Below are 13,359 nucleotides of genomic sequence, written 5' to 3'. Positions count from 1 at the left end.
CATTTTGGTTGGAGTTGGAATTGATAAACTCAACACGGCGATACCATCCTGTATAGCGCTATTTTGTCAACAACAGCGGTGCAATATGCAAGTTTTTATTATGCGGCACGGAGAGGCGGCAATGGATGCCGCCAGTGATTCAGTAAGACCCCTGACAACCTGTGGTCGAGATGAGTCGCAACAAATGGCGACTTGGCTGAATGCCAAATCAGTGGATATTGAATGCGTTCTGGTCAGTCCTTATCTGCGGGCCATGCAGACCTTAGAAACGGTACGTGAAGTATTAACCCTGCCAGACGGTGAAGAGGTACTTCCTGAGCTGACGCCGGGTGGTGATGCTGGGCTGGTAAGTTGTTACCTGCAAGCATTGGCGAAAGAAGGGGTTGGAGCGGTGTTGATCGTTTCCCATCTGCCGTTGGTTGGCTATCTGGTTGCTGAACTCTGCCCGGGTGAATGCCCCCCGATGTTTGCCACTTCGGCGATTGCTAACGTTGAACTGGATGTTAATGGCGCTAGTGGCAAGTTTGTCTGGCAGTGCAGCCCCTCCAATATCGATTCGATGTAACTATTTCCTGTCCCTCTGGTCGTAACAGAGGGCATAGTGACCTGCCGCTGCCGTTGAGTTAAATGACGGCGGCTATATTCTATTCTGTTAGCTCCACCAGCACTAACACCGCCGCATTCCCTCCCCACTCTTTTGGGGCCTGGTGAAACGCCAGTACATCTGGGTGTTGTGCCAACCACAGTGGCGCTTGTTGCTTAAGAATATGTTTTCCATGACCATGCATTACGCAGGCACAATGGACATGTTCGCGTTTACAGGCGGCGATCATCGCCCCCAGTTCCTGCTTGGCTTGCAATTGTGTCAAACCATGCAAATCGAGAAACAGGTCTGGAATGTAATCCCCCCGGCGTAGCTTCTTCAATTCATAATGGTTATAACCCGGGCGAACATAACGCATGGGCCCCTCAGCATCTAACTGTGGCTGAAATTCATCAGAAAAGTAAAAACTGGCATCCACCTGTTCTTGCAGCAGGCGTTGAGGCGTCACTTTCCTGCTGATTATTTTGGGCTTGGGATGGACGATAGTATCCTGCCGCAACCTTCTGGTGCCCGCGACCGATTCCCTGAAGAGCTGCAATTCGTCTTTGCTCAGCGGGTGACTATTCTTCATCATTAACTCACTGAATATCATTCACTCTATGGCGATAGTTTACCTTGTCGAGAGGTGCTGTCGACGCAAAACTTAATCCGTGAGCCCTTTGTTGCCGTTATAGCTGCTGATTTGTCGTCGGCTTCATGGCAAACTATGCCGATAAATCATGAAACAGCTTGTCTGCTGGAGGGTAAATTGGACAAAATTTTCGTCGAAGAAGCAGTGAGTGAGCTGTACAGCATCCAGGATATGCTGCGTTGGGCCGTGAGCCGTTTCAATGCGGCCGACATCTACTATGGTCACGGAACAGATAATCCGTGGGACGAGGCGGTGCAGTTGGTTTTACCTACGCTGTTCCTACCGCTGGACATTCCTGAAGAGATGTATACTTCGCGTTTGACCTCCAGTGAACGTCATCGCATTGTCGAGCGGGTTATCCGCCGGGTGAGTCAGCGTATACCGGTAGCTTACCTGACCAACAAAGCCTGGTTCTGTGGCATGGAGTTCTATGTTGATGAACGCGTATTGGTTCCGCGCTCACCGATTGCTGAACTGATCAATAATCGCTTCAGTCCACTACTGCCCAATCCACCTCGCCATATTTTGGATATGTGCACCGGCAGTGGTTGTATTGCCATTGCTTGTGCGGATGCTTTCCCGGAAGCAGAAGTGGATGCGGTGGATATTTCCACTGATGTCTTGGCGGTGACTGAGCGCAATATTCAGCAACATGGTGTTGAGCACCAGGTGATCCCGATCCGTTCTGATTTATTCCGTGAACTACCGTTGATCCAGTACGATCTGATTGTCACCAATCCCCCTTATGTCGATGCGGAAGATATGTCTGATTTGCCGCAAGAGTTCCGCTGTGAGCCGGAACTGGGGTTGGCTGCCGGGAGTGATGGCCTGAAACTGGTGCGCCGCATACTGGCTTGTGCGCCAGACTACCTGAGCGAGCAGGGTGTGCTGATTTGTGAAGTGGGTAACAGCATGGTACACCTGATGGAGCAATACCCGGATATTCCGTTTATCTGGCTGGAATTTGAAAACGGTGGTGATGGCGTATTTATGCTGACCAAACAACAACTGATTGATTGCAAAGAGCACTTCAGCATCTATCGTAGTTAACCAACGGTAAGGAGCCGGGATGGCAGGCAACAGTATTGGGCAATTTTTCCGTGTTACCACCTTTGGTGAGTCTCACGGCGTGGCATTGGGTTGTATTGTTGACGGTGTGCCCCCCGGCATCCCGTTAACAGAGGCTGATTTACAGCACGATCTGGATCGTCGTCGGCCAGGCACCTCACGTTACACCACACAACGCCGCGAGCCGGATCAGGTACGCATTCTTTCCGGCGTATTTGACGGGGTGACCACCGGGACCAGCATCGGCTTGATGATCGAAAATACCGACCAACGTTCGCAAGATTACAGTGCGATTAAAGATCTCTTCCGTCCGGGCCATGCTGATTACACCTATGAGCAGAAATACGGTGTGCGTGATTATCGTGGTGGTGGCCGTTCATCGGCACGTGAAACCGCGATGCGCGTGGCGGCGGGTGCTATCGCCAAAAAGTATCTAGCGCAAAAATTTGGGGTAACAGTACGCGGCTACCTGGCTCAGATGGGTGAAGTGTACTGTGAACTGAAAGATTGGCAGCAAGTTGAACAAAACCCCTTCTTTTGTCCGGATCCCGACAAGCTGGAACAGCTGGATGAATTGATGCGGGCGCTGAAGAAAGAGGGCGATTCTATTGGGGCCAAAGTCACGGTGGTGGCGGAGCATGTCCCCGTTGGCCTGGGTGAACCCGTTTTTGACCGTCTGGATGCTGATTTGGCCCATGCCTTGATGAGCATTAACGCCGTGAAAGGGGTGGAGATAGGCGACGGCTTTGCGGTGGTCACCAAGCGCGGTAGCGAAAACCGTGATGAGATCACCCCACAAGGTTTCCAGAGTAATCATGCCGGCGGTATTCTCGGCGGGATCAGTAGCGGGCAGCCAGTGATTGCCCATTTGGCGTTAAAACCCACTTCCAGCATCATGGTGCCGGGCCGTACCATTAACCGCCAGGGGGAAGAGATGGAGATGGTGACCCGTGGGCGTCACGACCCTTGTGTGGGCATCCGCGCAGTACCGATTGCGGAAGCAATGATGGCGATAGTGCTGATGGACCATCTGCTGCGGCAACGGGCGCAAAATGGCGATGTGATTTCTGACGTTCCACGCTGGTAAGGGTAATAACAATGAAAAAATGGATGTTAGTCATTGCCGCCTTGGTTGCCTCCAGTTCTGCCATGGCGCTAACCCCGTGGCAAAAAATCAATAACCCGGTCAGTGGCACTCCCCAAGCTGTCGGTGAATTCTCCAACGGGTGCATTATTGGCGCACAATCCTTGCCGGTGAATTCTGCGGATTATCAGGTAATGCGTACCGATCAACGGCGTTACTTTGGTCACCCGGACTTGGTGGCATTTATCCAGCGACTCAGTCAGCAGGCTAGTCAGAAATCATTGGGAACGGTGTTGATTGGGGATATGGCGATGCCTGCTGGGGGGCGCTTTAGTAGCGGCCACGCCAGCCACCAGTCTGGGCTGGATGTGGACATCTGGTTACAATTGCCAAGGCAACGTTGGAGTGCCCAGCAATTACTCAAACCGCAACCGATTGATCTGGTCGCGGCGGATGGTAAGCAGGTGGTAGATCGTCTGTGGCAGCCACAAATCGAATCCTTGATCAAACTGGCTGCTCAAGACAGTGAAGTGACACGTATCTTCGTCAACCCGGCGATCAAACAGCGTCTATGTCAGGATGCTGGGTCAGATCGTAGTTGGTTACACAAGGTTCGCCCGTGGTTTGCTCACCGCGCGCATATGCATGTGCGTTTGCGTTGCCCTGCGGGGAGCCAGGAATGTCAGGATCAAGCGCCACCTCCAGATGGTGACGGCTGCGGAGCCGAACTGGCTAGCTGGTTTAAACCACACCAACCTAACGCCAACCCGGTCAAGACTGAGCCGCCACCATTGCCGCCAACCTGTCAGGCGTTGTTGGATAATCACTTTGCCAAGCGCTGAGCAAGCATAATCTCGCTGTAACGAGCTGGGTTAGGGAAGCCAATGCTACTGCAGCCTTAAATGGCGACGGGTCAATACCCTGCTCTTAGGGCTGCACTGGCATGAATTAGGCATGGTTCCATTTTTTAGGCAGAAAACTTATGGATGGGCTGGCGTTAGCTCCCGAAATACTCGGAATACTGTTTTTTGTGGCGCTGTTTGCTGGGTTTATTGATTCAATCGCTGGTGGTGGTGGGTTGTTGACGGTACCGGCATTGTTGGCTGCGGGGGTGCCTCCGGCACAGGCGTTGGCCACCAATAAGCTGCAATCAGTTGGCGGCTCATTTTCTGCCAGCCTCTATTTTGTTCGCCGTCGGGTGGTGGATCTTAATACCCAGAAACTGACGATTTTCCTGACGCTGATAGGGTCAGTGATTGGCGCGATTCTGGTTCAGCACCTGCGCTCTGACTTGTTGCGCCAGATGTTACCCTTGCTGGTGATCAGTATCGGCATTTACTTCCTGTTAACCCCACGCTTGGGGGAAAACGATCGTCAGCGCCGTGTGGGTGCATTGGCTTTTGGCCTGATTGCTGGGGCCGGTATCGGCTTTTATGACGGTTTCTTTGGCCCCGGTGCCGGTTCGTTTTATGCCCTGGCTTATGTGACGTTGTGTGGTTTCAATCTGGCTAAAGCGACAGCACATGCCAAGGTATTAAACTTTACTTCTAACCTGGGTAGCCTGGTGATGTTTATCATGGGTGGGAACGTGGTCTGGACCATTGGCCTGGTGATGCTGGTGGGGCAAGTGTTGGGGGCGCGTTTAGGGGCACGAATGGTGCTGACCAAAGGGCAAAAACTGATCCGGCCAATGATCGTCGTGGTGTCACTACTGATGAGTGGTAAGCTGCTCTACGATAGCCATGGGGCGGAAATTCAGCAGTGGTTGGCCGGGTTTTTTTAGTGGTATTTGAACTTGCGCTGGTACTGCATAGCTGAAACGTAAAACCCCTTCGGTATATAATGCCTACTTATTTTATGGTTATTTGAGTTTTTTATATGTCACAGCAACACCAATATTTACAACTGATTGAAATTTTTAATCAATGTTTTAGTGAAGACTATAATACCCGCCTGGTTAAAGGCGACAATGAACCTATCTATCTGCCTGCTGATGAGCAATTTTCCTATCATCGGGTTATCTTTGCCCACGGTTATTATGCCAGCGGGATGCATGAAATTTCCCATTGGTGCATTGCCGGTGCCGAGCGCCGCAAACTGGTGGATTTTGGTTACTGGTATTGCCCGGATGGGCGTGATGCGCAGACACAAAAGCAATTTGAAGTGGTTGAGATCAATCCCCAGGCGTTGGAGTGGATGTTTTGCGTAGCCGCAGGGTTCCCGTTCAATGTCAGTTGCGACAATCTTAGTGGTGATGTTGAGCCGGATCGCATTGATTTCCAGCGGAAAGTGCGTACCCGAGTGCTGGAGTTGCTCGAAAAAGGCATACCCACACGCCCAGCACGCTTTATTCAAGCACTACAATCGTTTTACCATACGCCTCCGCTCGCCGCTGAGCACTTCCCGTATCCGGAAGATCTTTAGCCAAGTTCATTCAAGTTGCAGGCAGGCGGCAACTGAGCGAAGCCCCAGGAGCTTACACGAGATCGTTCCTGGGGTGAGTAAAGGTAGCCAACACCGCTGCAGTTTGAATGGCGACGGGTATTAACTGACGTAACCCATGACCGATTTAAGTGGCAGCCACCGTTATGTCATTTGAATCATAAGCACGACAAGAGGAAATAAGATGATCGCAGAGTTCGAAACACGCATTCTGGCACTGATTGATGATAGGGTAGAACAGGCCAGCGATGATGAGCTATTTGCTGGTGGCTACTTACGCGGTCATCTGACTTTGGCGGTAGCTGAGTCGGAACAACAAGGGGAGCAGCGTGCCGAACAACTCGACGCACGGGTGCAGAGCAGCCTGGATAAAGCCATCAAGGCCGGGGAACTTTCCCCGCCCGACCAAGTGTTAGTCTTGGAGATGTGGCAGAAGCTGTATCAAGCCGCGTTGCAGGCTAACTAGTCAAACCTCCCGTCCCTTTAATAATTTTCTGATCCACATACGGTTTGGGTTTAGCGCTGCCAGCATCTGAGCATCGCCAGGTAATGGCTCAGCAAACAACTGGGCCGCCAGGATTTCTGCGGCCAAGGGCGCGGAGCACAGGCCGCGTGAACCCAACCCGCTAATCATAAACAACCCCGAATAGAGCGGTGCTGGGGCAATGGTTTCCCCACCTTGCCGTTGCTGCTGCAAATCACTGTATTGCGCCAATGTGGCGGCATAGTCTGGCACGGCACCGACCATGGGCATATGGTCGCGGGTGGCGCTGCGTACACTACAGCGTGCTTGCTGGTCACTGATATCGACCTGCTGCGGCCATGACAGTTGCGGCAGACAACGCAGCAGGCGTGTACGGTTCTCTTGCTGTTCTGTTTCACTGTAGTGCGTTTCTGATATGCCGCGCTGGTAACTGGCACCGATACAGTGCTGTTGATGGCGCGGGTTGACCGGCGTCAGATAACCTTCGTAACACAGCACCTGTTTTAATGCACTTAAGGCTGGGGTGGTTGGAATATGTGAAGCCTGGCCGCGCACTGCATAGATCGGTAGTGCGGAGCAGGGCGCCAAAGTGGAGAGTTGGTGGCCATTCGCCAGGATCACCGTGGCATGTTGCCGTGCTTCGCCATTGGCAAAAAGTAGTTGCCAGCCTTCAGCCAGCGGCTGTAAATCAGTGAGCCGATGCTGATAGTAGCAGTGCAATCCTTGCCGTTGCGCCAGAACCATGGCCTCGGTAGTCAAGTCTGCTGGGCATAGCCACCCTGCCAAGGGGTAATAAATACCACCAACGCCGCTATCAATGCCGCAGAGATGGCTCAGAGTGGGGTGATCAACCGGTTGTACCAAGGCCGGGGGCCAGTCAGTGGCTACTATTTTGGCAATCTTGGCGGCACTTTTCTGGTTATAAGCCAACTGGCTGACGCCGCACCATTGATGATCGAATCTGACCCCTTGCTGTAACAGAGCATCGTACTGGCGGCGGGCAAAGAGAAAGGCGTTGCTGAAGAAATTTTCTCGCTCATCACCGGAACCATTCAATAACGGATAGAGTGCGCCCTGGCGGTTGCCAGAGGCCCCCGTGGCAGGGCGGGTATCGGCACAATAGAGCGTCACCTTGGCGCCACGGCGTAACAAGGCTAAAGCGGTGAGTACACTGGCGATGCCACCGCCAATAATGGCGATATCATCACGGTTTTTTGCCGCCGGGCGCAGGAACCAAGGGGCCTGATGTGCCACAGGCGCGGTGTTAACCGGTAATTGCCCAATGAGCATCTCACGTTTTTGGCCAAACCCTTTACTGCGGGTGACATTAAAACCCGCCTGTTGCAATCCGCGCCGCACAAATCCTGCTGCGGTAAAGGTCGCAAAACTCCCTTCCGGGCGTGCAAAACGTGCCATGGCGGCAAATAACGCATCGCTCCACATATCGGGGTTTTTTGACGGTGCGAAACCATCAAGGAACCAGGCATCAATTTGACCATTCATACTACTGTCAAGCTGCGCTAACAAATCATTGATATCACCGAACCACAGGTCGAGCGTGATGCGCCCTTCGGCAAGCAGCAGACGGTGGCAGCCGGGTAAAGGCAATGGCCATTGGCTGCGTAATTCATCGGCGAAAGGGGCCAACTCTGGCCATTGTGCATGGGCGGCAGCCAGATCAGCCTGCTGCAAAGGGAATTTTTCAAAACTGATGAAATGTAACCGTTGCAAGTGAGCCGCAGGGTGGTGGTGGTGGAAATCGGCAAATGCTTGCCACAGGGCAAGAAAATTTAGCCCGGTGCCAAAACCGGTTTCAGCGACAATAAATAGAGCGCGGGGGTGCTCAGTGAAACGTTGCGGTAATCGGTTACCGGCAAGAAACACATAACGGGTTTCTTGTAACCCATCCTGATTGGAAAAATAGACGTCATCAAACTGTTTCGAAACAGGTGTACCCTGTTCATTCCAGCTTAATGCTGCGGGTTGGATGGGGGCATGGCTCACGGTAAGAGGCTCGTTATTCAAGGGATGGGGTGATTTTAACCAGGGGCGGGTAGCGGTGCAAACAAGATGGTATTAATAGAGAATTATTCTGATCGGACTTGTTCGGCGTACAACTGTACGCTAAAGTGCGAACAAAATCCCGAATGTGAAATAGTGGAAGAGGTACCGAATGAAACGTGCAGTGATTACTGGCTTGGGAATCGTCTCCAGCATTGGTAACAACCAGCAGGAAGTTCTGGCAAGTTTGCAGGAAGGACGCTCTGGGATCACCTTCTCTCAGGAGCTGAAAGATTCCGGCATGCGTAGTCACGTATGGGGCAATGTTAAGCTCGATACCACTGGCCTGATTGACCGTAAAGTGGTTCGCTTTATGAGTGATGCCTCGATTTATGCTTATCTGGCTATGCAGGAGGCGATTCAATCTGCTGGGCTAGAGGAGTCGGTTTATCAGAACAACCCGCGTGTTGGCCTGGTGGCTGGTTCAGGCGGTGGCTCACCCCGTTTTCAAGTGTTCGGTGCCGATGCCATGCGCAGCCCACGTGGCCTGAAAGCGGTTGGCCCTTATGTGGTCACCAAAGCGATGGCTTCCGGTGTTTCTGCTTGTCTGGCGACACCGTTTAAAATCCATGGTGTCAATTACTCAATCAGTTCTGCATGTTCCACGTCTGCTCACTGCATTGGTAATGCGGTAGAACAGATCCAGATGGGTAAACAGGATATTGTGTTTGCCGGTGGCGGTGAAGAACTGTGCTGGGAAATGGCCTGCGAGTTTGATGCGATGGGTGCCCTGTCGACCAAGTATAACGATACGCCAGAGAAAGCCTCTCGCACCTATGATGCCAACCGTGATGGCTTCGTCATCGCCGGTGGTGGCGGTATGGTGGTGGTTGAAGAGCTGGAGCATGCTCTGGCCCGTGGTGCGCATATCTATGCCGAGGTGGTGGGCTACGGTGCCACTTCCGATGGCGCTGATATGGTGGCACCATCCGGTGAAGGTGCGGTGCGTTGTATGCAAATGGCCATGAGTGGTGTGGATACCCCCATCGATTACATTAACGTACACGGTACTTCGACCCCGGTTGGCGATGTTAAAGAGCTCTGGGCTATCCGTGAAGTATTTGGTGATCAGGTCCCGGCGCTTTCGGCTACCAAGGCGATGACCGGCCACTCACTGGGTGCTGCGGGTGTGCAGGAAGCAATTTACAGCCTGCTGATGCTGGAGCATGGTTTTATTGCACCGAGCATCAATATCGAGACCCTGGATGAGAAAGCGGTGGGCATGAACGTTGTCACCGAACCGACCAAACGTGAACTGACCACTGTGATGTCCAATAGCTTCGGTTTCGGCGGGACTAACGCGACATTGGTGATGCGTAAACTAGCGTAATCAAGCGCTATTCGCAGTCAATGTATTGAGTTATCAGGCACGGTTTACCGTGCCTGAACTTTTTTTAGCTGTGCTCAGGTGAGCGTAGCGGTTTCCCTCTGATTAAGGCAGTTTGATTCTGCTGAGTCGTTCAACTGCCAAACTAATCTCACCCGGTGTTAATGCAGAAAACCCAAGCAACCAACCATCACGTTGTGCCGCAGTCGTTTGATACTGCCTGGATAGCGGGGGGGTGATAACGCCCAATTGTTGTGCCTGCCTGGTTAACGCGCTTTCTTGACCCGTGGGTAGCCATACCGTGAGCTGTAAACCCCCACTCGCCGCTTGTGGTGTAGCAACATGCTTTAAATGCTGTTCGATTTGAGTTAACAACCAATCACGACGGCTGTGGTAAAGCTGGCGCATATAGCGAATATGCGCGGCAAAATGCCCTTGTTGAATAAACTCTGCCGTTACCGCTTGCATCAATTGGTTGCTATGCCCGTCATACAGGGTGCGTGCAGTAGTGAATGCATTAACTAACGTCGGCGGGACAACCAGATAAGCCAAGCGTAGTGATGGGAACAATGTTTTGGAAAAGGTGCCGACGTACAGCACCGAACCGTGGTTATCAACCCCTTGCAGTGCAGGCATCGGTTGACCGGTGTAATGAAATTCGCTGTCGTAATCATCCTCAATAATCCAGGCATGGTTTTTCCGTGCAGTCTCTAACAGCATCAAGCGCCTTTCCAGACTCAGCGCGACACCTGTGGGATAATGGTGACCCGGTGTTACGTAGATCAAACGTGGAGCAGGGAGGGTGTTATTGGGTTGTAGCCCATCCTGATCGACGCTGACGGGGATGAGATTGGCACCGATACTGATAAAGGCATTTCTCGCCCCCACGTACCCAGGTTCTTCCATCCACACATCATCACCATGGTCGAGTAACAAGGTGGCAATTAACTGTAATGCTTGTTGTGAACTGGTGAGGATGATGACCTGCTGTGCATCACAGTTCACTCCGCGCGTCTGACCAAGGTAACCGGCAATGGCCTCGCGCAGTGGCCGGTAGCCTTGTGGATCACCGTAGCGCAGTAATTGCTCCCCTCTGATGCGTAATTGTTGGTTGGTGATCTGTTTCCATAGTTTCAGTGGGAAAGCGCGCAGTTCTGGTGAGCCAGCGGCAAAGGCTTGTGGTTGTAGTGGGTCCTGGCAACCCCCGGTTTGGACAATTTGGTTACCGCGCTGAGAAAGTTGTAATAACCGAGAAGGTCGAGGCGTCTTGGGCGGCTTGATAATTTGGATTGAAACATAGGTACCCACCCCCACTTTACGCTGCAGATACCCCTCCGCTTCCAGTTGTGAATAAGCAGATTCGACAGTAACACGTGAAATATTCAAATCAGCCGCCAGCACTCGGGATGAAGGCAAGCGTTGCCCGATAGGCAGTGCCCCACTATGAATGGCATTGCGTAAACTACTGCACACCTGTTCACGTCGTGTTCCTGCAGTGTTTTTTGCCTGTTGAAACAAGGGAATCAGTATCTGGCGTGTCATTGGTCTTATTGTGCTGGCTAAATGGGTCTTATTGATAAGACCAAAATCAGGCAAAATTGTCATTAAATTTTAGCCAGACAGGAGCAATGACCATGGGCGACGTTTCACTAGTGTTAGCTTTTCCCCCACCAACGGCAGCCGAGAGTCAAAACTACTTGGCCGCAAAGCTGAGCTATTACACGGATTCTGCCGATGTGGCAGCAGATCTGCGTAATGGCATTGGCGATATTGTGGTGATCGACACGCGATCCGAGGCTTTGTATGGTGCAGGGCATATCCCCGGGGCAATCAGTTTCCTCCATCGTCTAATGAATGAAACCACTACCCGCCATCTCGACCGGAACAAAGTTTATGTGACCTATTGTGATGGCATTGGCTGTAACGGCTCGACTAACGGGGCTTACAAGTTGGCAAAACTCGGCTTCCGGGTGAAAGAGCTGATAGGCGGGTTGGATTTCTGGCAGCGTGATGGTCATCCGTTAGCGCTGGGTGATCAGCCGGGCAGCATGCAAGGTGAAGAAAGTCATCTGGCGTGCGGCTGCTAACCGCATAAGGTTGATTAAATTGGCGGAGTATCCCGCCAATTTGGGTGACTTGTTCTCTATTTACTCAGCAGTGGACAAACGGCGTTGGCGAAGTTTGCGCAGCACCGGTGGCAAGATCAAGACGGCGAGCGCCAGCACTAAGAGACATTGCGCAATCGGGCTGCTCCACAGAATAGCAAACTCACCGTTACTGATAGATAACGCACGGCGCAGGTTCTGCTCCAGCATTTCACCCAGCACAAAACCCAGGATCAGTGGCGACATGGGAAAGTGCAATTTCCGTAGAATATAGCCAAACACCCCGAGCCCAACCATCAACAGTAAATCGAAGGTAGTACTGTGAACCGCATAAACACCCACTGCCGAGACCGTAGCAATTGCGGGAACTAGCAGCCACAATGGAATGTTCAACATGCGGGTGAACAGACCGATTAACGGAATGTTCATAATCAGTAGCATGACGTTGGCGATCAGCAGTGCGGCAATCAGCCCCCAGACGATATCGGGTTGTTCGGTAAACATCGCCGGGCCCGGGGTAATATTATAGAGCGTTAATGCGCCTAACATTACCGCGGTAGTACCGGAGCCTGGGACCCCCAAGGTTAACATCGGGATAAACGAGCCACAGGCGGAGGCGTTGTTGGCCGCCTCCGGTGCTGCGACACCGCGAATATCGCCCTTGCCGAATGAGTCGCTGTTACCGCTGATCCTTTTCTCGGTCATATAAGTTAGCGCACTGGCGATGGTAGCTCCGGCCCCCGGTAAAATACCGACGAAAAAGCCAATCACCGATGAACGCAGGGTCGGGCCGACGCACTCTGCAGCCTCTTTACGGTTAAACAGCATACGCCCCGTTTTGCGGATCAATTTCTGCCCGCCACTGGTATTTTCCAGCATCAGCAGGATTTCACTGACAGAGAACAAACCAATCACCACCACGATAAATTGAATGCCATCGGAAAGGTGTACGCTGTCGAAGGTAAAGCGATAAACCCCGGTGTTGGCATCGACCCCTACTGTGGCTAAGCCCAGGCCGATCAACGCCGCCAGCAGCGATTTCAATGGGTTTTGACTCATCATGCTGCCCAGGCAAGCAATAGCAAATACCATTAATGCGAAGTACTCTGCCGGACCAAATGCCAGCGACCAGCGGGCCAGGATGGGGGCAAACAGAATAATTCCACTGATGGCGATCAGTGAACCGAAAAAAGAACTGACGGCGGAGATAGACAGCGCCACCCCGGCACGTCCTTGTTGCGCCATTGGGTAACCATCCAGTGCGGTCATGATGGCGGCTGCATCCCCAGGGACATTCAGCAAAATTGAAGAGATACGCCCACCGTATTCACAACCGATATATACCGTCGCCAGCAGAATCAACGCCGATTCGGCGGGTAATTTTAGTGCAAAGGCCAACGGCAGCAAGATTGCCACGCCGTTAATTGGCCCAAGACCGGGTAATAACCCAACGATGGTACCGACGAAGCAACCAATCAGTGCAATGACCAGATTTTGTGGTAGCAGAGCCACTTCAAAACCTTGTGATAAATATTGCCAGGTTTCCATCATAG

At 52.3% G+C, this 13,359-nt stretch carries 13 protein-coding genes; 9 read left to right on the top strand and 4 right to left on the bottom strand.

Features of this window, described 5'->3' with window-relative positions; genetic code table 11:
• Positions 1-85: 85 nt before the first annotated feature.
• A complete protein-coding gene (sixA, locus tag IO95_RS04765; RefSeq protein WP_037384106.1) occupies positions 86-565 on the top strand; it encodes a phosphohistidine phosphatase SixA in 480 nt (159 codons plus the stop codon).
• 79 nt (positions 566-644) lie between these two features.
• Here the strand turns inward: sixA and smrB are convergent, their stop codons facing one another.
• Positions 645-1,175, bottom strand: a complete 531-nt coding sequence (gene smrB / locus IO95_RS04760; RefSeq protein ID WP_023491241.1) for an endonuclease SmrB — start codon at positions 1,173-1,175, stop codon at positions 645-647.
• A 177-nt stretch (positions 1,176-1,352) separates the two neighbouring features.
• Between smrB and prmB the strand changes: the two genes are divergently transcribed.
• The 6 genes from prmB (at position 1,353) to IO95_RS04730 (ending at position 6,295) form a co-directional block, all read left to right on the top strand.
• Positions 1,353-2,285, top strand: coding sequence for a 50S ribosomal protein L3 N(5)-glutamine methyltransferase (prmB, locus tag IO95_RS04755; protein WP_037384103.1), 933 nt, complete (start codon positions 1,353-1,355; stop codon positions 2,283-2,285).
• A 19-nt stretch (positions 2,286-2,304) separates the two neighbouring features.
• A complete protein-coding gene (gene aroC, locus IO95_RS04750; RefSeq protein ID WP_023491238.1) occupies positions 2,305-3,390 on the top strand; it encodes a chorismate synthase in 1,086 nt (361 codons plus the stop codon).
• Between the two features lie 11 nt (positions 3,391-3,401).
• Positions 3,402-4,229 (top strand): penicillin-insensitive murein endopeptidase, encoded by an 828-nt coding sequence (gene mepA / locus IO95_RS04745; protein WP_023491237.1) that lies wholly within the window; start codon positions 3,402-3,404, stop codon positions 4,227-4,229.
• 140 nt (positions 4,230-4,369) lie between these two features.
• Positions 4,370-5,170, top strand: coding sequence for a sulfite exporter TauE/SafE family protein (locus tag IO95_RS04740; protein WP_023491236.1), 801 nt, complete (start codon positions 4,370-4,372; stop codon positions 5,168-5,170).
• Positions 5,171-5,265: 95 nt separating this feature from the next.
• Entirely contained in the window at positions 5,266-5,811 is a 546-nt protein-coding gene (locus IO95_RS04735; protein WP_023491234.1) for an elongation factor P hydroxylase, read from the top strand.
• Positions 5,812-6,013: 202 nt separating this feature from the next.
• A complete protein-coding gene (locus IO95_RS04730) occupies positions 6,014-6,295 on the top strand; it encodes a YfcL family protein (protein ID WP_023491233.1) in 282 nt (93 codons plus the stop codon).
• Here the strand turns inward: IO95_RS04730 and mnmC are convergent, their stop codons facing one another.
• Positions 6,296-8,317 (bottom strand): bifunctional tRNA (5-methylaminomethyl-2-thiouridine)(34)-methyltransferase MnmD/FAD-dependent 5-carboxymethylaminomethyl-2-thiouridine(34) oxidoreductase MnmC, encoded by a 2,022-nt coding sequence (mnmC, locus tag IO95_RS04725; RefSeq protein ID WP_023491231.1) that lies wholly within the window; start codon positions 8,315-8,317, stop codon positions 6,296-6,298.
• 169 nt (positions 8,318-8,486) lie between these two features.
• On the opposite strand from mnmC, the gene fabB reads away from it, so the two are divergent.
• The gene (gene fabB, locus IO95_RS04720) at positions 8,487-9,704 is read left to right on the top strand and encodes a beta-ketoacyl-ACP synthase I (protein WP_023491230.1); all 1,218 of its coding nucleotides are present in this window, start codon (positions 8,487-8,489) and stop codon (positions 9,702-9,704) included.
• A gap of 102 nt (positions 9,705-9,806) precedes the next feature.
• Here the strand turns inward: fabB and IO95_RS04715 are convergent, their stop codons facing one another.
• A complete protein-coding gene (locus IO95_RS04715; RefSeq protein WP_023491229.1) occupies positions 9,807-11,243 on the bottom strand; it encodes a PLP-dependent aminotransferase family protein in 1,437 nt (478 codons plus the stop codon).
• A gap of 92 nt (positions 11,244-11,335) precedes the next feature.
• Here IO95_RS04715 and IO95_RS04710 point away from each other — a divergent pair, with 92 nt between their 5' ends.
• On the top strand, positions 11,336-11,788 hold the full coding sequence (locus IO95_RS04710) for a rhodanese-like domain-containing protein (RefSeq protein WP_023491228.1): 453 nt from the start codon (positions 11,336-11,338) through the stop codon (positions 11,786-11,788).
• Between the two features lie 60 nt (positions 11,789-11,848).
• Here IO95_RS04710 and IO95_RS04705 read toward each other — a convergent pair whose 3' ends face one another.
• Complete coding sequence (locus IO95_RS04705; protein ID WP_023491226.1) at positions 11,849-13,354, bottom strand: tripartite tricarboxylate transporter permease; 1,506 nt, start codon at positions 13,352-13,354, stop codon at positions 11,849-11,851.
• Between the last annotated feature and the right edge of the window lie 5 nt (positions 13,355-13,359).

This window comes from Serratia sp. DD3, assembly GCF_000496755.2.
The sequence above is the reverse complement of the archived record's forward strand: the minus strand, read 5'-3'. Positions and strand labels throughout refer to the sequence as shown.